This is a genomic window from Formosa sp. Hel1_31_208 (assembly GCF_900104785.1).
Lineage (GTDB): Bacteria > Bacteroidota > Bacteroidia > Flavobacteriales > Flavobacteriaceae > Psychroserpens.
The window spans coordinates 1,911,613-1,934,352 of sequence record NZ_LT629733.1 but is presented as its reverse complement, the minus strand read 5'-3'; the positions used below and the strand labels follow the sequence as shown (position 1 = coordinate 1,934,352).

Sequence of the window (22,740 nt, the reverse complement as noted above, 5' to 3'; positions counted from 1 at the left end):
GTTTTATGTATAAAATAAAAGTCAACAATGCACATAGTTTTGATATTTCAAAAGACGATGTAGATAAACTTGATGCCGTTGAAACTACCTCCGATCATTTTCACATTTTACAAAACAACAACTCAATCAAAGCCTCTATTTTAAAGATAGATTTTAATAAAAAAACCTATCAAGTTAAAGTTAATAATAACACCTATGACGTTGTTATCAATGATGCCTTAGATCAACAAATTGCAGCTTTGGGATTTGAAGTTGGTGCTTCCAAACAAGTTAATAGTATTAAAGCTCCAATGCCAGGACTTATTTTGGAAATCAATATTGAAGTTGGTCAAGACGTGCAAGAAGATGATGCTCTTCTTATATTGGAAGCTATGAAAATGGAAAATGTCATTACGTCTCCCAGACAAGGCGTTATTAAATCTGTTAGTGTAAGTCAAGGAGAAACAGTAGACAAAAACACACTTTTAATCGAATTTGAATAAGCTTAGTAAATACTTATTGTAATAGCTGTTTGTTAGCAAACAGGTCATTAATATTTAGATATGAAAAAAATATTGGTTGCCAATCGTGGAGAAATTGCCATTCGTGTAATGCGTACGGCAAAAAGAATGGGAATAAAGACAGTGGCTGTCTTCTCTGAAGCAGATAGAAATGCGCCTCATGTAAAATATGCAGACGAAGCTGTTTGTATTGGTCCACCCCCTTCTAATCAATCTTACCTTAGAGGTGACAAAATTATTGAAGTCGCAAAATCTTTACAAGTAGATGGTATTCATCCGGGTTATGGCTTCTTAAGCGAAAATGCTGAATTTGCAGAGCTTGCTGAAAAAAACAAGATCACTTTCATTGGACCGCGCTCTAAGGCCATTCATATGATGGGAGATAAATTAGCTGCTAAAGATGCCGTTAAAGATTATGATATTCCTATGGTTCCTGGTGTAGATCATGCCATTACAGACCCCAAAGAGGCCATCGAAATTGCCAAAGAAATTGGTTTTCCAATTCTAATTAAAGCTGCTGCTGGTGGTGGTGGAAAGGGAATGCGTGTTGTTGAAAAGGAAAAAGATGTTGAAGAACAAATGAAACGTGCCATTAGTGAGGCTACTTCTGCTTTTGGAGATGGTTCTGTTTTTGTAGAAAAATACGTCACGTCACCAAGACATATTGAAATTCAAGTGATGGCAGATAGTCATGGAAATATATTGCATTTCTTTGAGCGTGAATGCTCTATACAACGCCGCCACCAAAAAGTGGTTGAAGAGGCTCCTTCAGCGATTTTATCTCCTGAATTAAGAGAACGCATGGGACAAGCCGCTATTAATGTAGCACGTTCTTGTGATTATCTAGGCGCAGGGACCGTAGAATTCTTATTAGATGCTGACCATAATTTCTATTTTTTAGAAATGAATACTAGACTTCAAGTAGAACATCCCGTTTCAGAATTAATTTCTGGTGTAGATCTCGTAGAATTACAAATTAGAGTAGCACGTGGTGAAGCCCTTCAAATTAAACAAGAGGATTTAAAAATTAATGGTCATGCACTTGAATTACGTGTTTATGCCGAAGATCCTATGAACGACTTCTTGCCAAGTGTTGGTAATTTAGAAGTATATCAATTACCCGTGGGTAAAAACATTCGAGTAGACAATGGATTTGAAGAAGGCATGGATATCCCTATTTACTATGACCCTATGCTTTCTAAGTTAATTACCTATGGTACTACTCGTGATGAAGCTATTCAATTAATGATAAAAGCTATTGATAATTACCATATAAAAGGCGTACAAACCACCTTACCTTTTGGGAGATTTGTTTGCGAACATGAGGCTTTTAAAAGTGGAAACTTTGATACGCATTTTGTGAAAAACTACTATTCACCTAGCCTTTTGGAAGAACGACACCATAAGGAAGCGGAAGTGGCAGCTAAAATTGCTCTAAAACACTATCTAGAAGATCAAAAACTATTAAGATTACCAAACTAAGACACTATGGACTCTAAAATAAAAACGCTCAACGAAAAGCTAGATCTTGCCAAACTAGGCGGTGGACAAGCGCGAATTGACAAACAACATCAAAAGAAAAAACTGACAGCACGCGAACGCGTTTTATATCTTTTAGATGAAGGCTCATTTGAAGAGATTGGTGCTTTAGTAACCCACCGAACAAAAGATTTTGGTATGGAAAACCAAAAATTTTATGGTGATGGTGTGGTTACAGGATACGGTACAGTAGACGGTAGGTTAGTTTATATTTTTGCTCAAGACTTTACCGTCTTTGGCGGTTCATTATCCGAAACTCATGCTGAAAAGATTTGTAAAATTATGGATATGGCCGTAAACGTTGGTGCACCAATTTTAGGATTAAATGATTCTGGTGGTGCTCGTATTCAAGAAGGTGTGCGCTCTTTAGGCGGATATGCCGATATATTTTATAGAAATGTTCAGGCTTCTGGAGTGATTCCGCAAATTTCAGCTATCATGGGCCCCTGTGCAGGTGGAGCCGTATATTCTCCAGCCATGACTGATTTTACCATAATGGTTCAAGACACCAGCTATATGTTTGTTACTGGTCCGAACGTCGTGAAAACGGTAACTAATGAAGAAGTTACCAGCGAGGAACTTGGAGGTGCTAGCGTACATTCTACAAAGTCTGGCGTGGCTCATAAAACGTCACCAAATGATATTGAATGCCTAGAAGACGTTAAAAACCTTTTAAGTTATTTGCCACAAAGCAACCGCGAAACCCCTAAAGATATAGAGTTTAACTTACAAGATGAAGTAAGAGATAAGCTTTCTGAAATTGTTCCTGAGAATCCAAATAAGCCTTATGACATGCATCAGGTTATTGAAGGAATTATTGACGAAGATTCGTTTTATGAGATTCATAAAGATCACGCTGAAAACATCATCGTTGGTTTTGCTCGTTTAGGAGGTAAATCTATTGGGATTGTGGCCAATCAACCAATGTTTTTAGCAGGTGTATTGGATGTAAATAGTTCTAAGAAAGCAGCTCGTTTTGTGCGTTTTTGTGATTGTTTTAATATTCCGTTACTAGTCCTTGAAGATGTTCCAGGCTTTTTACCGGGAACAGATCAAGAATGGAATGGTATTATTGTTCATGGAGCCAAATTACTTTATGCATTTAGTGAAGCTACAGTACCCAGAGTAACTGTAATTACTAGAAAAGCATATGGTGGTGCTTATGACGTTATGAATTCTAAACATATTGGTGCCGATATGAATTTTGCTTGGCCAAATGCAGAAATTGCTGTTATGGGTGCTAAAGGTGCTGCGGAAATCATTTTTAAACGTGAAATTTCATCAGCAGAGGATCCTGAAGCTAAATGGAAAGAAAAGGAAGCCGAGTATGCTGAACTATTTGCTAATCCTTATAGTGCGTCAGAGCGTGGTTTTATTGATGAGGTGATTCTTCCGAAGAACACTCGTAGAAAACTAATAAAAGCCTTTTCAATGTTAGAGAATAAAGAAGTCGCCAGACCAAAGCGTAAGCATGGTAATATTCCTTTATAATTAATCTGGGAATTTACTTTTGTCTAAACCTGGAACAATGCGTAATGCATTTTTATAATATACTTTTTTAAGTACCTCGTCTGGTAAGTCTAATCCATACATTGGCCAAAAAGCATGATATTTTTTATGGTACGGAAAGTATTCATCAGCACTTTCTAAGACTCTAAAATATGTAGGAAACTCTTTTGGTTTCCAACTATCTTTTCCGAAGAGAATACGATCTTGGTATTTGATAAAAAATGCTTTCGCAAAACGAGGCTGTCGTCCTAATTCTGCAATAATGGCTCCAATACCTACATTCATGTTTGGCATCTCATCGAGGAGTTTTCCTAGTTGACCTAAATCATTAGCGAACCATCCCATGTGTGCATTTATAAATATGGTATTTGGATGTGATTTAAACATATTGTGTTGCTCTTGTATAATTTGTTCCCAAGGCACAGGGTTATTAGCATCACGTTTACGACGCGGGTGTGTTTTTAATTCTAACCAACGTTCATTATCACCATCAAATTCATCCCAAAATGATTTTGGATCGGCTGCATGAATCAATACCGGGATACCCAATTCGCCGCAGGTTCTCCATATCGGATTTAATCGAGAGTCGTCAATAGCTAAACGTTTACCATCGATATCTGTATTGCGCAACCCAAGGCTTTTATACACTTTTAGTCCGCGAGCACCATTTTTAACATCTTCTTTTAGTTGTGTGACTTTTTCCTGTATCCAACCCTTTGCTCCAGCTCCTTCAAAATTAATATTACAAAATACAACAAAGCGGTTTGGAAAGTTCTTATCAATATTAGCAACAGACTTTATAAGGTCGTCCCCTGTTCTACCACTTAAATTTACCATGATTCCCATATTCAACGTATCCATAGCAGCAACTACAGGTGTTAAATCTTGAGTTGGCATTTGGTATTGGTGTCCATGAACATCAATAAACGGAAATTTAGCCTTTATAATACTTTTCCCAGGCACGACCAACGTTGATGTCGGATTATACGCTTCAAAAGACATTTCTTGAGCAAACGCGAAATAGTTTAAACTGCATGCTAAAGCACAAATGATGTAAAATTTAGATTTCATGAATTCAGTTTTATGATATAAAGTTATACAACGCATGTAAGTGTACAACATATTTAGTAAGGGTTTAACACTAACTATTAAAAGACACGACCATAATAGTTTAAATCTACGATTTCTTCCTGAGTTGTTCGGTAATCTTTTCTGATAGTTCCTTTTAGTTGAAATCCGTTTTTCAAAATCACTGCAATACTTCCTTTATTTCTGCTATTTGCACAACATAGTAATTTTATAAAATTATAGGTTGATATGATGTGATCTACAACTAAACTTGTGGCTTGTGTCGTAAGTCCGTAATCTTCATATTTAGATTCAATAAAAGAGCCTAGCTCAGCTTTTGGGACATTCCAATCGATATTTTTCACATCACCAGACCTACAAATCACTGTGTTGTTGTATCAGTAATCATATAAGGCAAATAGCTTTTGACTTTAATTCGTTGCTGAATATGAATTCAATAAACAATCGTATCCTTTAACATTATTGTCTTTGACACTGTTCGAGCAAAAAAATCTTCAAGATGTGCTCGATTGGTATCCATTAAATTGAAAAAGGTTTCACTTTCGTGAGGTTGTAGAAGGTTTATGTTATAATCGCCAAACGTCATTAGCTATTTATCTAGTGAGCGTCGGTGATAATTTATTTGTCCGAGATGATAGGCCAAATGCATCGCCAAGTGAACTAAAAAGTATTGAATGGTCATTGTGTCTTCAAAAACATGCCGCTTATATTCTTTATGTATATCGTTTTCTGTTAATGTCTTTAATGTACGTTCTACGACACCTATGGTTTCATCAATCTGTTTCAATAATTCTGTTCGAGGGACGTCTTTCAAAGAAAACTCTAAGTCTCTTTGTCTCACATATCCTGACTTACCTATAGTCTCTCCTATAAAATGATTAAGATTTCCGTTGAGGTGTAAGCATAAGTTTCCTGCAGAATTTGAAATCCCCTCGCTTACCTTCCAAAGGTTTTCTTCCTTGTGATAACTGTTTATTTCTTCCTTTAATTTGTTTAAATCTCTTTTAAACAATTTAACTAATGTCTCAATAATCATAGACTTACTTTTAAATCCCTTCTAAAATATTTAAAATATATTAAATTTTAGCTTGATAAGTATACAAGTCAAAATACCGTCCTTCAGACGCTATAAGTTCATCATGATTTCCACGTTCGGCTATTTTCCCCTTTTCTATGACCAAAATTTGATCTGCTTTGCGAATTGTACTTAAACGGTGAGCAATAACAATCGTGGTTCTGTTTTTTGTGAGTTCTCCTAAACTCTTTTGAATGAGTGCTTCACTTTCAGTATCTAAATTAGACGTCGCTTCGTCTAAAATAATAATTTTAGGATCTGCCAAAATAGCCCTAGCGATGGCTAAACGCTGTCGTTGCCCTCCAGATAATTTCACACCTCGCTCACCTATTAAGGTTTCTAAACCATCTTCAAAACGGTCTGTAAATTCATTAACATAAGCGGCTTTTACGGCTGCCTGTAATTCTGCTTCTCTAGCTTTAGGCCTAGGAAACATTATATTCTCACGAATGGTTCCTTCAAATAAAAACTCATCTTGCAAAACCACTCCTAAGTGCTTTCTGAAACTCTTTAACTTTACTTTAGATAAATCTTCACCATCAATTGTGATTTGCCCAGCTTTCGGATTTAAAAACGTGGCTGATAATCCTGCAATGGTAGATTTCCCAGAACCCGAACTTCCAACTAAGGCGATCACAGAACCAGATTCGGCTTTAAAATTAATATCATGCAGTACCGGTTTTCCTTCTTCATAAGCAAAAGAGACATCCTTGAATTCTATTTCTCCTTTAAAATCGTTTAGTTCTATAGTTCGATTTGTATCCTCTTCTTCAGAAGCCATATTCATCAATTCTTCGGTTCTATCTAAACCAGCTAAGGCCTCTGTCAATTGACTTCCTATATTACTCATCTGTACAATTGGGGCAATCATAAACCCAAGAATCAGAGTGAAAAACAAAAACTCTCCTGTCGTCATTTGGCTTTGAATCATATAATAGCCGCCAATACCCATAATCCCAGTCGTAGCAATACCAATTAAGAATGTAGATGAACTTGTCATTAAGGCAGTTGCTGTTAAACTTTTCTTTACGTTTTGAAATAATCTATTTACACCTTTTTCAAAGATTTTATTTTCTTGGTCTTCAGCGTTAAATGCTTTTATCACACGAACACCTGCAAGGGTTTCGGTCAAGCGACCAGTGACCTCAGCATTAATTTTTCCTCTGGTTCTAAAAATAGGACGAATATATTTGAATGCTTTTAAGGCTATAAAACCGAAGATAGATAGAGGCACAAACACAAAAAGTGTCATCCATGCATTGAGTTTTATTAAAATTACCAACGAAACAATAGCCGTAAAGCTACCGCCCACCAATTGCACTAATCCTGTACCAATAAGATTACGCACACCTTCTACATCACTCATGATTCGAGATACTAAGGCGCCAGATTTCGTGTTGTCAAAAAAACTAATCGGTAAAGACAAGACTTTCTTTTGCACTTGAGCTCGTAACTCACTAATTAAATATTGAGCCTGCACACTTAATATTTTTGTAAGTAAAAATGATGTTACAGCTTGCACCGTAATGGCAGCGATAACAATGGTAATAAGCAACCACAAATCGCTAGCGTTTCCATTGGGCACAACATCATCAAGTAATACTTTACTTTGCCACGGTAACACCAGACCGGACAAACTTCTAATAACAATAAGCAGTAAGCCGATAAAGACTAATTGTCTTCGCGGCCAAATAATAGTCTTAAAGGCTTGTTTTAAGGTGACTTTTGACTTCGTCTTATTTTTTTTATCTGATGTTTTATAATGCTGCATAGTCCAATTTTATACTGCAAAGATAAACTTGTAATTCATACCTTATTTTTTCAAAAGTCAATCTTTTGTTAATTAAGGTATCAACGATTGATACTCTATGTTTTCTCGTACTTTTGCACCATGCAAAATAAACCTGCTTTTAAGATTGAATTTATTGCACTTATGGCATCATTAATGTCGATTGTTGCACTATCAATTGATGCTTTATTACCTGCTCTTCCGGAAATTGGTAATGCGTTAAACGTTTCCGACCCTAGCGATAATCAATTATTGATTACAATGATTTTTCTTGGACTAGGGTTTGGGCAATTGATATTTGGTCCTCTTTCAGATAGTTTCGGACGAAAACCTATGGTCTATTTTGGATTTACAGTATTTGTAATCGCAAGTATAATATGTGTTACCGCCAATAGTTTAGAAATGATGATTTTTGGTAGGATACTCCAAGGTATCGGACTCTCCTCACCGCGAACCATTGCCATTGCTATGACACGAGATACTTATAGTGGTGACTTTATGGCTAAAATCTTATCGGTCATAGTGATGTTCTTTATACTAGTACCAATCATTGCGCCTACATTTGGGCAATTACTACTTGATATTTTTAATTGGAAAGCCATTTTTAATGCCAATCTGATAATTGGTTTATTAATTGTATTATGGTTTTGGAAGCGGCAACCAGAAACTTTAGAACTTAAAAACCGTATTAAATTTTCACCTTCTATTTTTATCACTGGGACTCGAGAATTTTTAAAACATAAAGATGCGATAGGATTTACCTTAGTTTCTGGATTCATTACTGGGTCGTTCATGGTGTACTTAAGTACATCACAACAAATTTTTCAAGAGCAATACCAGCTCGGGGAACTATTCCCTTATATTTTCGCGAGTACAGCCTTTTCAGTTGGTTTCGCGACATTTACCAATAGCAGATTAGTTATTCGTTTTGGATCCTTTAATATTGCATATGCCGCAACGATTGGTTATGCAGCGATTTCTGTTCTTTATGTTTTAATATATCACACAGGTCAGAATCCTAGCATTGGTGTTCTCATCTCATTTTTTCTCATTCAATTCTTTTCTGTGGGTTTTCTTTTCGGAAATCTGCGTTCATTAGCTATGGAGCCTCTAGGACATATTGCTGGAATTGGTGCCGCTATTAATGGATTTGTGTCAACCGTTATGGCAGTGCCTATTGCTAATTATATTGGTAGTTTTGTTAAAACCTCGGTCTTACCTTTATTTATAGGATTTTCGCTCTTCGGAATTTTATCATTAATCGTATTTCTTATTCTAAAGAGACGCCGACGCCTTATTCTTAATAAAGCGTAGCGCATCTACTATTGCATCATATTTATTTTATTCATTGTCGTTTTTTGCCGGAATTAAATCCTGAAGTTGCTGTATAACTTCTACTTCTTCCAGTCGTGCTTCAAGAGAATGCACTGCAGATTGGGATAGGTAGCGGCCTAATGGAATAAACGGTTTGATCTCATTAGTGTCTTGGAACTTTTCAATAAATGCAAAAGCCACACTGTCTTGATCAATTTCAGTGCGTTTTGACTGAATATTAATTACATTAGTTAAACTCTTTTCCATTTCTTTAGGATGCGCAAAAGTGGCATTTCCAATTATTGATGCTGGAGCAGTTAACTGACTAGAATAAGTCAATTTAGAAGGTGGGACGTAATTTGTAATGAGTAAGTGTTTGATCTCGTATTTTCCAGTTAATGTAGAGTCTTTTTCTAATGCATTAAGAAGCGCATCACTTAATCTACGTGTAACGGTTCCTCCAACATTATCATAATATCCAGCATCACCAAATTGACCAACATCTTTGATTCTTACAGCTGGACTTAGATAAGGGAAACGTGCATTCATAGACATTGCTGTAGACCGTTTAATCATTATTGAGTCACTTGGATATGCGGCTAATAAATCCAGAAACACATCCATATTTAAACTATCTTTGGCAACGCTAACCGGAGAAATGACAGCATATTCTCCAGACTGCAAATGGGTGGTATTTGTTATTACTATAGGTCTGATATAATCATAGGCTCCTAATTTTGGCATCATTTGCAAATAGGCCTCTCCTATGGGACTTCCTCCTGGATAATCGAACGTGTATTTGAAACTCTCTTCCCATTCATCTTCTAACAAAGCGCCTCTGTCTGGGAAGGTAAATAAATTGGTTATGCTTTTAAATAAATCTCGCCCCATCAAACTGGCTACAGAGGTGGATAAATAGTCTTTATTATAAATTGTGCTTGCGCGATACTTCAATAAATTCTTTTGAGGCTCAGTGAACTTTAATCGAACATTACTAGTGCCATTTTGCAAATTAAAAGCCTGCGTGTAGAACATGTTATTTCCTACTCCTCCACCAGAAGCCCCTGTCATAGAAAACAAATATTTTTCAAAATAGTCGGGATTACGCTCGTACAAATAACTTTGTACAAGAAATGTCCATAAGCCTGCTCTCGATCCTCCACCTTCTGAGGACACCAAAACAATAGGAAACTTTTGATTCTTCGGGGAATTTTGAATATCTACTTTCCTATCGACAATCCACTGATCAATATAGGTATCTAGAGGCAGTCGTTCTGAAGGTTGTATTGTTGTTTTTACAGTACTCGCATCATAGTGATTAAAATCTGCCTTACTTGCGGTATTTATGGCTAATGCCATAGCAACAATTACCACGATTGTTAATAAAGGGATTTGATTTTTATAACCAACTAATTTAATCAAATTACAGAGGGTATAAATCCCAATAATACATATCATAACAATAGATAACGGTGTAATAATCTTAAGGGCTTGTGGGTTAAATGCTAAAACGATATAAGCGGAAAATATCCCTATAACAAATAGAATTATTACAGGTGCACCAATGTATTTCTTAAGCTTTAATACCCGAGGATTATAAGATACCGATACCACAAGAAAAAAGACTGCTAATAATACCAATGATATAAATAATCTCTGAGCATCAGCTTGCGATCCACCTTGATTAAAAAGCCCTAATATCAATATTCCAAACAATGCTAACGCAGCAACAACTATTGGTATGTATCTCGTCCATTTATAACGACTCAAAAATTTAGTAATGGATTGTATTAAAGGCTGATACAAACCCATGAGAAGTATGATAATACTCAGCGTAAACCCTAAATTACCTCCTGAAAATGGAATATCCTGTTGATAAACATCCCAATAGGTGTTGTTTACAGCATATGCCGCTATTAAGATTAAAATTGTTCCTAATGCTTTAGGAAATATTCGTTTCATGTAATCTGATTGTGATTCTTGATACGTCTCACTACTTTCTAAAAGATCTTGTTTTTTAGATTCAATATAGAGCTCTTTTTTATCTTTTGGTAAATAGAATATTTTAGCGGTTTTTGTTTTTGAATCTTGCTCCTTTTCACTCTGTTGTTCTGTTTGTTTTTGTTCAATAATTGGAGGGTCAAAATAGGAGTTAACCGTACTAATTAGAAAGGCTAATACACTCAATGACGCAAAAAAGGCAAATACAGCAATCCAGTCGTCATCTGCTTGATTAATGACTATGATTAAATCATTTATTTGTGGCACAATCCAAAGTAATAAATACAAAACAATCACGAAAATAATAGACATAAGGTGATTACTCATTTCATTAAGCAAAAGCTTCATCCATTCTGAAAGGGACGCTATAAATTTTGAAATTTTATGAAACATAATATATAATTCTAAAGATTAATTAGTGGTTGAAGCGGTTTCTGTTTTTGGTTTAAAACGATTGACAAAAGAGGTTAAATTGGTAGCATATCCAACCATGATTTGCGGAAAGACACTATTAGATTCGGTATGAAAATAACTTCCTATTTTGGCATAAATTCCGCCTTTAGATTTTTCCGGATTAGTTAACCAATAGAAATTGGCTTCGACATTAATCAGATTAAAAGGCATGACAAAATGATCTTTTCCTGTTAACTGTATCAAATCATTATCAAATGACCTTCCACCGAGCATAGCAGTATCTGAATAATTTAAATCCTCAATACTAAACGATACATCGGCACCAAAATTTGTTTGTGGGCGGATTTCAAAGTTTAAATAAGGGCCATGTCCTAGAGAAAGTAATTGACGTTCTGTTACAATATCTGTAACATCCGGTTGCGTTTCAGTATAGCGTAATCCTGTTCTATAAAAAGCGGCATTATACCCTAATGAGATATGCGTAAACCAACCTTTAGCTTCATGTGTTATGAGGTCTAAGGATATTTTGGCATAAAGATTGTTTTTCGTTAACAAATCAAAATTGCTAAAACTTTCATCGTCTTTAATATTGATAAATCGAGATTCATCTTGAAAACTATTGTCTAAAGCAATATTAGCAGTAGTTATAAACTGTCGGCCAAAAGACCATTTTCTAATATTTCTTAAGTTTAAAGGCATTAATAATTTTGCCTGTGCATTTAATAGAGAATTTGGATTTTCACTATTAAAGGCCATCACATCCGAATACACAATAGCAGTAAAGAAATCAAAGAAGCGACGCTGAATAACTTTTTCTGAATTTGTATAGTCACTGTCTTTTTCATTAGATAACGTCACTTGTTGATTAGCAATAGAATAATTAAAAAATTGAGCCGACTCATAATCAAAGACATCATTATATTCAATTCTAATCACATCATTGTCTTCAGTCTCAGCAGTCACTGTGCTTGAATAATTGTTAAAAAATCGCATTGGTACACTAAACTGGTTATTTAAGAAAATAAGTTTTTCTTCTTTACCGTCTCGATTTAAAATAGCCTTGATATAAATGGATGAGGCCTTATTATTAAAAAACTGAATTTTAGCATCTATTATTTTGAGAATATCCTTTGGTTGACCATTTTGGAACCTTTTATTCTCATTTGAAATCTCGGTTTTTTGTTCTTGATATGAGGTTAGTTCGAGCATGGAATCATGCTTAATTTCGGTCTTTTTTTCTTCTTCAGTTCGTGCATTTAAAGTTTCAATTGCCTTGTCTAGTTTAGCTTGAGAAGTCTTGCCAAAATGTATCTCATAAGGAATTGAATCGTTTAAAATAAGCTTCGCCGAATATTGATCCTTTTCATTATCAATAGCATACAAGGTATTCTCCAACTCGTTTTTGCTGGCTTTCAACGCTGCTAAATCTGCAGCTTGTAATTTATCCATGAGTTGTTTCCCTAAGGCCTTCTTATCGGTCGCTGCAATCTCTGATGGAATGACGCTTGGATCGAGTTTAGATTTAATTCGCAATAATACGCTGTTCGCTAAGATCTCATGAGATGTTGTTTTCACATACTCTTGAGTAAGTGCACAAGAATCTACATTACAAATTTTGAGGGTAAATATTGAACTTTCAGACTTAGCGTATACACTATACACGGAATCTTTAACTACAATATTATCTAGTAACTTATATTGTTGTTTAGATTCATTTTTTTGAGCAAAACTGGCCATAGTTAATATTAGGCAGGTAAAAAAACAAAGTAAGGATTTCATATGAAATTGGTTTAGTTAATATCTAACAACTTAAGTGTAGTATCAAAATCTAGGGTATACCAAAAACAGGGTATAACTTTGATACCAACACTTCTAACTATTTCGTATTTCGCTCAACTAAATACAAAACGCTTGTGTCAACAAGATTAACTAATAATAAGGGAGAATGCCTATCGTATGATAAGCTGTATAAAGTTATAAAAAAAAATAACATCACTACTAATGGGTGATAAAGTTATTAGCAGGTTATTAACGACCTTGAGAACCCATAAAATAAATTAGATTTTATAGGTTTTTTTAATACAAAATTCATACCCTGTCTAAACGCATGTATTTTGTATGTTATCATCTTCTATTCAATCATTAAAGTGCATTATTTATGATGTTTTTGACGACTTCTGGATTTAAAAGGGTACTTGTGTCACCCAGATTACTTGTCTCCTTTCCAGCAATCTTACGTAAGATTCGTCTCATAATTTTACCACTACGTGTTTTCGGTAAACCATGGGTAAATTGAATTTTATCCAATTTGGCAATTGGACCTATCTGCTCAGTAATAATTTGATTTATTTCCTTTCTCAAATTATCCTGATTCCTATTTTCACCTGTTTCTTTAAGTGTCACATAACCATACAATGCATTTCCTTTGATATCATGAGGGAAGCCAACGATAGCACTTTCGGCAACTGCTGGATGTTCGTTAATGGCATCTTCAATTGGCGCTGTACCCAAATTATGTCCAGAAACAATAATGACATCATCTACTCGTCCAGTAATTCTGTAGTAACCAACCTCATCACGTAGTGCTCCGTCACCCGTGAAATACATGTTTTCGAAAGCAGAAAAATACGTATCCTTATATCGCTGATGATTTCCCCAAATGGTTCTTGCCATGCTTGGCCATGGGAATTTGATACATAATCGGCCGTCAACTTGGTTGCCACTTATTTCTTGTCCGTTTTCATCCATTAATGCTGGCTGAATTCCTATGAACGGTAATGTCGCATATGTTGGTTTTGTTGGCGTTGTAAAGGCGATAGGTGTTATCATAATACCTCCTGTCTCTGTTTGCCACCAAGTATCAACTATTGGTGCTTTCTTTTTTCCTACATTATCATAATACCAATGCCAAGCTTCCTCGTTAATTGGTTCCCCAACGGTTCCAAGTACTTTCAGAGATGATAAATCATGTTTTTCCAAATGTTCTATACCTTCTTTAGCCAAAGCTCTAATTGCGGTAGGTGCGGTATAAAATTGGTTGACTTTATGTTTTTCTACGATATTCCAAAAACGTCCAAAATCTGGATAACTAGGCACACCTTCAAACATAACAGTTGTTGCTCCATTGCACAATGGACCATAAACAATATAACTATGCCCTGTGATCCATCCTATATCTGCTGTACACCAATACACATCTTCATCACGATATTGAAACACATTTTTAAAGGTATAAGCGGTATACACCATATAACCCGCTGTGCTATGCACCATTCCTTTAGGTTTACCAGTAGAGCCAGAGGTATATAATATAAATAAAGGGTCTTCTGAATTCATGGTTTCGGCAGGACAATTTATATCCGCTCTATCCAACATAGGTTGTAACCAAAAGTCACGACCTTCCTTCATTTGAATATCTGTATGAATACGTTTGGCAACCAATACTGACTCTACACATTGACAATCTTCAAGAGCCTCGTCAACAATTCCTTTTAAATCAATAGTTTTAGCACCTCTATAGGAACCGTCACTCGTGATCACCATTTTACAGTCTGAATCATTTATTCTTGTAGCGAGTGCTGCAGATGAAAATCCTGCAAATACAACAGAATGAATGGCTCCTATTCTGGCGCAAGCTAATACGGAAACTGCCAATTCTGGAATCATTGGTAAATAAATACAAACGCGATCACCTTTACCAATGCCCTTCCTTTTTAAAACATTTGAAAAACGACAGACCTTTTCGTGTAATTGGTTATAAGTGATCTGTTGCGCAGCTTCATCAGGGTTATTAGGTTCAAAAATGATAGCTGTTTTATTTCCTCTAGTGGCTAAATGCCTGTCAATACAGTTTTCCGTGATGTTCAATTGAGCGCCTTCAAACCATTTAATTTCAGGTTTTTTAAAATCCCAACTTAGGACATTGTCCCATTTTTTTCGCCACATAAAATGTTCTTCGGCGATTTCTTCCCAAAATACTTCCGGATTTCTTACCGATTTGCGATAGACCTGATAATACTCTTCTAAATGTTTGATATGATAATTACTCATAAGTAAGTGATTAATGTCTCAATTTAATAATTATTAAAAAAATAATTTAGCTATTCTGACAATTTTAAACGATTTCTATATGCTTTAATTTCTTTTACAACTCTTGGAGCCATTATAATAGTTGATAGCATGGTAGGAATTGCCATAAATGCAAATATGCCATCAATAAAATTGATCATAACCTCAAACTCGGTCGTTGCCGCAAGCACAATACTCAAAACATAGATATAATTATAGTAGTGTTTGTTTTTTGCGCCCACAAGAAAAGCCATGCATTTTTTTCCATAGTAAGCATAAGAGAACAGTGAGGATATACTAAATATAAATACGCAAATCATGAGTAAGTATTGTCCGTATCCGGGCATGGCTTTCTGAAAAGCCGAAGCTGTTAAACTTACACCATTATCTGAAGTGGTTTCCCAAACACCTGTAACTAAAATGGCCAACGCTGTTAAGGTACATACGATTAAAGTATCAATCACTGGGCCAAGCATCGCTACGAGGCCTTCTCGAACAGGTTCATCTGTTTTTGCTGCCCCATGTGCCATTGGAGCTGTACCTATACCAGCTTCATTGGAAAAAGCACCACGTTTTACTCCTAATAAAACAAGCGCACCGAGAACACCACCAAAAACGGCATCTTCATTTATATAATTAGCATCAAAGGCATCGCTAACAATGAGCAATAAATACTTAGGGACTTCTCCATAATTAATCCCAAGAATAATTAAAACGAGAATAAAATATAGGATCACCATTGCAGGCACCATTTTTGACGCGATATTACTTATCCGTTTTAAACCTCCAAGAATAACGATTGTGGTAACCACAACTAAAACGGTCGCAATAATTAGATTTGTTGTTAAAGTTACTTCTACTCCATTCGGTATTAGAATGATATCATTAATAGCTTGTTTTAATTGATTCACATTCACAACGGGAAGCGCTCCTAGCATTCCAAAGACGGAAAACATAATCGCCAAAAATTTCCAATTCTTTCCTAGTCCTTCTCTTATAAAGTACATGGGACCACCTTGCAATTCACCGTTAGAATCTTTCCCTCGATACATGATTGCCAAAGTTGATGTAAAAAACTTCGTACTCATACCAACTATTGCACTCATCCACATCCAGAACATAGCTCCTGGACCACCCATAGATATGGCTAAAGCGACACCTGCAATATTACCCATACCAATTGTAGAAGACAAAGCCGTAGTCAAGGCTTTAAAATGGCTTATTTCACCCGGATCATTGGGATCATCATATTTTCCTTGTAGCACTTTAATGGCGTGTCCGAAAAATCTAAAAGGTAAAAATCGAGAAATAAATAATAAATAGAGTCCACCTCCAATAAGCAATATCAACAAAGGGATTCCCCACGCAAAAGAAGAAAACTGCTCAGAAAACAATTCAAGTTTTTTCATAAATTATTTATGATTTACTCTCCTAAGATATTAAACTTGGAGAAGCATAAAAATTAAAAGTATATTTATCTCCAGAAAAGAAAGACTTTTGTACACTAACCGACTCTTTTTTATTGATGCAGTAAGGGCCTTCGCAATTTTAATGATGCTTCAAGGTCACTTCATTGACACCCTATTAGACCCCATTTATAGAGATGAATCAAACATGATTTATCAAATATGGTCTTATTTTCGAGGGATAACTGCACCTACATTCTTCACTATATCAGGATTGGTGTTTTTATATTTACTATTGCGTGCGAAGTCGAAAGGCGAAGACTATCCCAGAATAAAAAAGGGCTTATATCGTGGCTTACTATTATTAGGGATTGGCTATGCACTTCGCATCGATCTTTTTGGCTGGTTTAGAGGTGAGTTTAATGGTTATATCTTGGTTGTAGATGTTTTACAGTGTATTGGTTTGTCATTAATTATACTTATTGGATGCTATGTGCTATTCAAACAACATATTAGATTCCTGTCTTTTTTTTTATTTTCAATTGGATGTCTAAGTTTCTTAACCGAGCCATTATATAGATCAGTAGATTTAAGTCATATTCCTGTTGTATTTGCAAACTATATGAGCAAAAGTAACGGCTCCATTTTTACTATTCTACCATGGTTTGGGTTTACGGCTTTTGGGGGCTATCTGGCCACGGTATTCTTTTCTCATGCGCACAGAATCAGATTTAGATTGATAACAGTGGTATCCTTTTTTATTTTTGGAGGCCTACTTGTGGAGTACTCTTCACACCTTTTAATGAAATTGTATTATTGGACAGACATTGAGTTATTTAAGGCCTCAGCTTATTATAATTATCTATTTACACGCTTCGGAAATGTACTTGTTCTATTTGGTGTATTCTATTTGGCTGAACCCTTTTTAAAAGGGTCACTGATAGCTAAAATCGGACAAAAGACATTATCAATTTATGTGATACATTTCATTATTATCTTTGGAAGCTTTACAGGTATTGGGTTAAAACATTTCTTTTCAGAATCACTTAATCCAACAGAAGTTATCATAGGTGCTATTATATTTATGGTTGTAGTCTGTATAATTTCATTTCATTATGTAAAGACCAATGCATTTATTTATCAAGGTGTTCGTAAAGTAATTAGAGCTTTAAAAGGTTAAAAAAAACGCAAAAGCTTTAAATTGACCTTTGAAACAGCGCTTAAAAAAGTATAAAATTGTAGGTGAGCGGGGAATACATTTAGTCCAGTCCCTATTTGGAGATGACCATCTGGATTTTTTAAGCATGACTAATATCATTGTCGTATAATCTGATACCTCTTAAATTTGCTTAACTATTCTAACTTCTGAAAACTGTTAAGTTCATGAAACAGATACTCAGTATAATCATCTTCCTCTTTTTTATGAGTGGATGCACATGTGATTCCAATCGGCAATATACAACACCTCAAAAATTAAACGATGGATTTAATGTTGTCACAGCAACAAGTGCAATAATTGATACCGTAAAACTTTATAAGGGCATTAATAAAATCGCTTGTGGCAACTATGGTGAAATACAATCCATTCTTATCTATAAAAATAATGCTTTAGTTGTTGAAGAATATTTTAAAGGTCATGATTATAAGTGGGATGCATCCAATTATCATGGTGAAATAGTAGATTGGAATCTTCATTCACCACACGACGTTATGTCTTGTGCTAAAAGTTTTACCTCAGCATTAATCGGTATTGCCATTGACAAAGGTTTTATTAAAGATGTAAACCAGTCCATATTTGACTATTTACCACAACATCAATATCTAAATACAAATCATAAGAAGCACATCACTATTGAGCATTTATTAACCATGACATCTGGGTTAGCTTGGAATGAATGGACAGCGCATGGCACATCTGAAAACGATATTGATCGCATCTATTTTGAATGTTCAAATGATCCCGTTAAGTGTGTTTTAGAGCGTGAATTTTGGACTGTTCCAGGTGAATCTTTTACTTACAATGGCGGTGGCATGATTATTTTAGGTGAAATTCTCAAAAATGCTTCAGGACTGAACGTTGAGGACTTTGCTAACACCTATTTATTTGAACCTCTGGATATAGAAGCCCCTATTTGGTTTCAATATCAAAACGGTGCATATGCAACAGATGGTTCTCTGAAAATGACATCAAGAGACATGTTAAAATTAGGAGTCCTTTATTTGAACCATGGGATGTGGAAAGAGAAACAAATTATTTCAAAAGAGTGGGTTGTTAAAAGTTCAACCGTATATAAAAACAATAAAAATATAACAGTTCCAATTGAAGACACAGGCAAGAGCGCTTACTCATACACGTGGTGGCTCAACGAGTTTTCATTTAAAGGTGAGCCTTTAAATATGTATCGTGCTAATGGTTGGGGTGGACAATCTATTATGGTATTTCCAGATCTCGATATGGTTATTGTTTTTACAGGTGCCAATTACAATGCAAAATCTCATCTTTTTAAGATTGTTGAGAATTACATATTAAAATCACTTTAACTGTTTGCGAAATCGCCTAAAGCAATACCTTCTAGTCTACTTTCACTAATTATGACTTCGGTGCAGTAATAATCCATAGCATCTATGATGCGAATTTTATGAATTTATACCGTTTTCTTTCAAGTTAAACTGAAAATAGCTACCTTTTTACGACAAAATCAGCACAATATGAAAAATCTTACCGTATTACTTGTGTCCTTCCTTTTGTCTTTTCCTGCTTTCACGTCTGGACAAAATGAAATAGTTATTGGAAAAATAGATACTATAGAATCACAAATCCTCGGAGAAAGTAGACAATTAATGATTTATGTGCCTAATGAAGGGCCTAATCCAATTTTTGCTAAAAAGAAATATCCTGTTGTCTATCTATTAGATGGCGATGCACATTTTACCTCAGTTGTAGGTTTGATTGAACGATTCAGCGGTAATAATATTACTCCCGAAATGATTGTGGTTGCGATACCCAATACGAATCGAACACGTGATCTCACTTCATCAAAAGCTGAACCCAATCCTCCTATGGTTCCAGAAGGGTTAGCAAATGCATCTGGAGGTGGTAAGAATTTCTTGTCCTTTATTGAAAACGAACTCGTGCCTTATATAGATAAAACATATCCTACAGAACCTTATAAAATGTTAATAGGACATTCCTTGGGTGGTTTATTTGTAATGGATGCTCTGCTTGAAAAACCAGAATTGTTTGATAGTTATATCTCCATAGATCCATCCATGTGGTGGGATAATAAAAAATTATTAAATGCATATAACAAGACTAATCTGGCAGCTGATAAGTATAAAAACAAGTCACTGTATTTAGGCATTGCTAATACTTTAGAAAAAGGGATGGATACCATTTCTATGAGACAAGAAAAAGGGCCCATGGTGGATCATATTAATTCAATTTTTGAAACAAGAGATTTACTAAAAGGTAAATTAAATAGTCAAATTTTATTTGGATCTAAATATTATGAAAACGACACCCATAATTCAGCACCATTAATTTCTACCTATGATGGAATGAGGTTCATTTTCGATTTTTATCAATTCGATATTGAATTTGCTGATATCATGGACGACAGTACAAATATTGTCAATGAAATGAAAGGACATTATACCAAAGTTTCCGAGATGCTGGGGTATGATAACAAGCCCGATGAAAGTATGGTCAATGGAATGGGGTATCAACTTATGGAACTAGAAAAAGCCGATTTAGCAGGACAGTTTTTTAGAATGAATGTGGACTATTATCCTCAAAGCTTTAATGTCTATGATTCACTTGGCGACTACTATTTATATATTAAAAACAAAGCTAAGGCTATAGAAAGTTTCGAAAAAGCCTTAGCTATTAAAGACAATCCAGATTCAAGAAAAAAATTAGAAGAATTGAAGTCCAATTAATTACCTAAATAGGAAAGGACATTCTTTTCAATACGCTTTTGAATATTTGAAACATCGGCCTTCACAAAAGCTTCACCCATGATATTTTCATAAAGCTCAATATAGCGATCGCTCACTGTTTTGATATAGTCATCACTCATTTCAGGAACTGTTTGTCCTTCGAGACCTTGAAAGCCATTCGCTATTAACCACTGTCTTACAAACTCTTTGGAGAGTTGTTTTTGAGCTTCGTTATGATTTTGACGTTCTTGATACCCTTCAGAATAAAAATAACGAGAGGAATCTGGTGTATGAATTTCATCAATTAAAACAATCTTTCCGTCTTTTGTTTTTCCAAATTCGTATTTGGTATCCACAAGTATCAAGCCGCGTGATGCAGCGATTTCGGTTCCGCGTTGAAACAACTTTCGCGTATAATCTTCGAGTATGATATAATCTTCTTCGGAAACGATACCGCGTTTTAAAATGTCTTCTCGAGAGATGTCTTCGTCGTGATCTCCCATTTCGGCCTTAGTAGCAGGCGTGATAATGGGTTCTGGAAATTTATCATTCTCTTTCATACCATCTGGCATTTCTACTCCGCACAACAACCGTCTTCCAGCTTTATATTCACGAGCTGCATGACCAGACATATAACCGCGAATTACCATTTCAACTTTAAACGGTTCACATAAATGCCCAACAGCCACATTTGGATCTGGTGTAGCCGTCAACCAATTAGGCACTAAATCTTCAGTTGCCTTCATCATACTGGTTGCAATCTGGTTTAAAATCTGACCTTTATAAGGAATACCTTTAGGCATAACGACATCAAAAGCCGATAAGCGATCGGTAGCAATCATGACGAGTTCTTCATCATTAATGGTATAGACTTCTCTTACTTTCCCTTTATAAACACTTTTCTGGTTAGGGAAATTGAAATTAGATTCGGTTATGGTATGCTTCTGATTTGCCACGAATAAATACTTGTTTTGATGTTATATAAACTCTAGCCCAGATTGAGGCAGTTGTTGGAGCTCCTTGAAAAGAGCGACTGCCGAAAGCTGGAATAGCTTCTAAAAAAAATTAATCTCTATTTTCTATACTCTTGTATGCTTCTATCACTTTCTTCACCAACTTATGACGAATCACATCTTTATCGTCAAGATAGATCATTCCAATACCTTCTGTATTTTTAAGTACCAGCAAGGCTTCTTTTAATCCGGAAATCGTACGACGCGGTAAATCGACCTGACCTGGGTCTCCTGTTAGTAAGAATTTTGCATTTTTACCCATACGAGTTAAGAACATCTTCATTTGTGCATGAGTGGTGTTTTGACCTTCATCTAAAATCACAAAGGCATTATCTAGTGTTCGTCCGCGCATAAATGCCAAAGGCGCTATTTGAATGGTACCGTTTTCTATAAAATGTGCTAATTTTTCAGCAGGTATCATGTCTCTCAGCGCGTCATACAAGGGTTGCATATACGGATCTAACTTTTCTTTTAGATCGCCAGGAAGAAACCCTAAGTTTTCACCTGCTTCAACCGCAGGACGCGTTAGAATGATGCGTTTCACTTCTTTGGCTTTTAGTGCTCTAACCGCTAACGCAACACCTGTGTAGGTTTTACCTGTTCCAGCCGGACCAATAGCAAACACCATATCGTTTTGACGCATGCTTTCCACCAACTTGCGTTGATTGACTGTTTGTGCCTTTATACTGCGACCGTTTACACCATGAACTATGACCTCTCCACTATGATCTGAAGTATTGTAATCATCGCTACTTTGACTTGTCAATACACGCTCAATAATATTTTCATCAATCTTATTATACTTTCCGAAATGCTCCATAAGCATATTCATGCGACGATCAAACTCTTCGAGTAAATCTTCATCTCCATAGGCTTTTATTTTATTGCCTCTGGCAACAATCTTGAGTTTAGGAAAATATTCTTTGAGGGTTTTAATATTGGCATTTTGAGCTCCAAAAAATTCTTTGGGAGTTATTTCTTCTAGTTCTAAAATAAGTTCATTCAAAAGCGATAGGAATTATAAATTAATCTGTTTTGTTTTATTAGTTTTGTGATGAGACAAAATTGTGTTGGTTTTGACATC

General features: G+C 35.4%; 17 protein-coding genes. 7 read left to right on the top strand and 10 right to left on the bottom strand.

The window, feature by feature from the left end; translation table 11 throughout:
• The first annotated feature begins 5 nt into the window (after positions 1-5).
• The 3 genes from BLT57_RS08695 to BLT57_RS08685 are packed head-to-tail and all read left to right on the top strand — an operon-like array spanning position 6 to position 3,530.
• Positions 6-482 (top strand): acetyl-CoA carboxylase biotin carboxyl carrier protein subunit, encoded by a 477-nt coding sequence (locus tag BLT57_RS08695; protein WP_091424948.1) that lies wholly within the window; start codon positions 6-8, stop codon positions 480-482.
• A gap of 60 nt (positions 483-542) precedes the next feature.
• Entirely contained in the window at positions 543-1,982 is a 1,440-nt protein-coding gene (gene accC / locus BLT57_RS08690) for an acetyl-CoA carboxylase biotin carboxylase subunit (RefSeq protein WP_091424946.1), read from the top strand.
• Between the two features lie 6 nt (positions 1,983-1,988).
• Complete coding sequence (locus tag BLT57_RS08685; protein ID WP_091424945.1) at positions 1,989-3,530, top strand: acyl-CoA carboxylase subunit beta; 1,542 nt, start codon at positions 1,989-1,991, stop codon at positions 3,528-3,530.
• Here the strand turns inward: BLT57_RS08685 and BLT57_RS08680 are convergent, their stop codons facing one another.
• The 4 genes from BLT57_RS08680 to BLT57_RS08665 form a co-directional block, all read right to left on the bottom strand.
• On the bottom strand, positions 3,531-4,619 hold the full coding sequence (locus BLT57_RS08680; protein ID WP_091424943.1) for an amidohydrolase family protein: 1,089 nt from the start codon (positions 4,617-4,619) through the stop codon (positions 3,531-3,533).
• Positions 4,620-4,696: 77 nt separating this feature from the next.
• Positions 4,697-4,981, bottom strand: a complete 285-nt coding sequence (locus BLT57_RS08675; RefSeq protein WP_157717155.1) for a GNAT family N-acetyltransferase — start codon at positions 4,979-4,981, stop codon at positions 4,697-4,699.
• 245 nt (positions 4,982-5,226) lie between these two features.
• On the bottom strand, positions 5,227-5,673 hold the full coding sequence (locus BLT57_RS08670) for a DinB family protein (protein ID WP_091424939.1): 447 nt from the start codon (positions 5,671-5,673) through the stop codon (positions 5,227-5,229).
• A 40-nt stretch (positions 5,674-5,713) separates the two neighbouring features.
• Entirely contained in the window at positions 5,714-7,483 is a 1,770-nt protein-coding gene (locus tag BLT57_RS08665) for an ABC transporter ATP-binding protein (protein ID WP_091424937.1), read from the bottom strand.
• A 120-nt stretch (positions 7,484-7,603) separates the two neighbouring features.
• On the opposite strand from BLT57_RS08665, the gene BLT57_RS08660 reads away from it, so the two are divergent.
• Positions 7,604-8,815, top strand: coding sequence for a multidrug effflux MFS transporter (locus BLT57_RS08660; RefSeq protein ID WP_091424935.1), 1,212 nt, complete (start codon positions 7,604-7,606; stop codon positions 8,813-8,815).
• A 27-nt stretch (positions 8,816-8,842) separates the two neighbouring features.
• On the opposite strand, the gene BLT57_RS08655 is transcribed toward BLT57_RS08660, so the two are convergent.
• From BLT57_RS08655 to BLT57_RS08640, 4 genes are all read right to left on the bottom strand, one after another.
• Positions 8,843-11,209: a hypothetical protein gene (locus BLT57_RS08655; protein WP_157717154.1), complete on the bottom strand. Its 2,367-nt coding sequence runs from the start codon at positions 11,207-11,209 to the stop codon at positions 8,843-8,845.
• A gap of 18 nt (positions 11,210-11,227) precedes the next feature.
• A complete protein-coding gene (locus tag BLT57_RS08650) occupies positions 11,228-13,009 on the bottom strand; it encodes a hypothetical protein (RefSeq protein WP_157717153.1) in 1,782 nt (593 codons plus the stop codon).
• A 363-nt stretch (positions 13,010-13,372) separates the two neighbouring features.
• Positions 13,373-15,280, bottom strand: coding sequence for an acetate--CoA ligase (gene acs / locus BLT57_RS08645; protein WP_091424930.1), 1,908 nt, complete (start codon positions 15,278-15,280; stop codon positions 13,373-13,375).
• 50 nt (positions 15,281-15,330) lie between these two features.
• Positions 15,331-16,707 carry a sodium:alanine symporter family protein gene (locus tag BLT57_RS08640; protein ID WP_091424929.1) on the bottom strand — a complete coding sequence of 459 codons (1,377 nt, stop codon included), beginning with the start codon at positions 16,705-16,707 and terminating at the stop codon, positions 15,331-15,333.
• An 88-nt stretch (positions 16,708-16,795) separates the two neighbouring features.
• Here BLT57_RS08640 and BLT57_RS08635 point away from each other — a divergent pair, with 88 nt between their 5' ends.
• The 3 genes from BLT57_RS08635 to BLT57_RS08625 all read left to right on the top strand — a co-directional run bounded on the left by BLT57_RS08635 (position 16,796) and on the right by BLT57_RS08625 (position 20,643).
• Positions 16,796-17,884, top strand: a complete 1,089-nt coding sequence (locus BLT57_RS08635) for a heparan-alpha-glucosaminide N-acetyltransferase domain-containing protein (protein ID WP_091424927.1) — start codon at positions 16,796-16,798, stop codon at positions 17,882-17,884.
• A gap of 203 nt (positions 17,885-18,087) precedes the next feature.
• On the top strand, positions 18,088-19,245 hold the full coding sequence (locus BLT57_RS08630) for a serine hydrolase (protein ID WP_091424925.1): 1,158 nt from the start codon (positions 18,088-18,090) through the stop codon (positions 19,243-19,245).
• A gap of 168 nt (positions 19,246-19,413) precedes the next feature.
• Entirely contained in the window at positions 19,414-20,643 is a 1,230-nt protein-coding gene (locus BLT57_RS08625; RefSeq protein WP_091424923.1) for an alpha/beta hydrolase-fold protein, read from the top strand.
• Here BLT57_RS08625 and BLT57_RS08620 read toward each other — a convergent pair.
• On the bottom strand, positions 20,640-21,599 hold the full coding sequence (locus tag BLT57_RS08620) for a phosphoribosylaminoimidazolesuccinocarboxamide synthase (RefSeq protein WP_091424921.1): 960 nt from the start codon (positions 21,597-21,599) through the stop codon (positions 20,640-20,642). The two genes, BLT57_RS08625 and BLT57_RS08620, sit on opposite strands and share 4 nt — an antisense overlap.
• 109 nt (positions 21,600-21,708) lie before the next feature.
• Complete coding sequence (locus BLT57_RS08615; protein WP_091424919.1) at positions 21,709-22,662, bottom strand: PhoH family protein; 954 nt, start codon at positions 22,660-22,662, stop codon at positions 21,709-21,711.
• Positions 22,663-22,740: the final 78 nt, after the last annotated feature.

Coding starts and splice junctions, on each gene's coding strand:
- BLT57_RS08660 (WP_091424935.1), top strand. CDS start 7,604: ATGCAAAATAAACCTGCTTTTAAGATTGAATTTATTGCACTTATGGCA.
- BLT57_RS08685 (WP_091424945.1), top strand. CDS start 1,989: ATGGACTCTAAAATAAAAACGCTCAACGAAAAGCTAGATCTTGCCAAA.
- BLT57_RS08655 (WP_157717154.1), bottom strand. CDS start 11,209: ATGTTTCATAAAATTTCAAAATTTATAGCGTCCCTTTCAGAATGGATG.
- acs (WP_091424930.1), bottom strand. CDS start 15,280: ATGAGTAATTATCATATCAAACATTTAGAAGAGTATTATCAGGTCTAT.
- BLT57_RS08670 (WP_091424939.1), bottom strand. CDS start 5,673: ATGATTATTGAGACATTAGTTAAATTGTTTAAAAGAGATTTAAACAAA.
- BLT57_RS08630 (WP_091424925.1), top strand. CDS start 18,088: ATGAAACAGATACTCAGTATAATCATCTTCCTCTTTTTTATGAGTGGA.
- BLT57_RS08640 (WP_091424929.1), bottom strand. CDS start 16,707: ATGAAAAAACTTGAATTGTTTTCTGAGCAGTTTTCTTCTTTTGCGTGG.
- BLT57_RS08695 (WP_091424948.1), top strand. CDS start 6: ATGTATAAAATAAAAGTCAACAATGCACATAGTTTTGATATTTCAAAA.
- accC (WP_091424946.1), top strand. CDS start 543: ATGAAAAAAATATTGGTTGCCAATCGTGGAGAAATTGCCATTCGTGTA.
- BLT57_RS08680 (WP_091424943.1), bottom strand. CDS start 4,619: ATGAAATCTAAATTTTACATCATTTGTGCTTTAGCATGCAGTTTAAAC.
- BLT57_RS08625 (WP_091424923.1), top strand. CDS start 19,414: ATGAAAAATCTTACCGTATTACTTGTGTCCTTCCTTTTGTCTTTTCCT.
- BLT57_RS08650 (WP_157717153.1), bottom strand. CDS start 13,009: ATGAAATCCTTACTTTGTTTTTTTACCTGCCTAATATTAACTATGGCC.
- BLT57_RS08665 (WP_091424937.1), bottom strand. CDS start 7,483: ATGCAGCATTATAAAACATCAGATAAAAAAAATAAGACGAAGTCAAAA.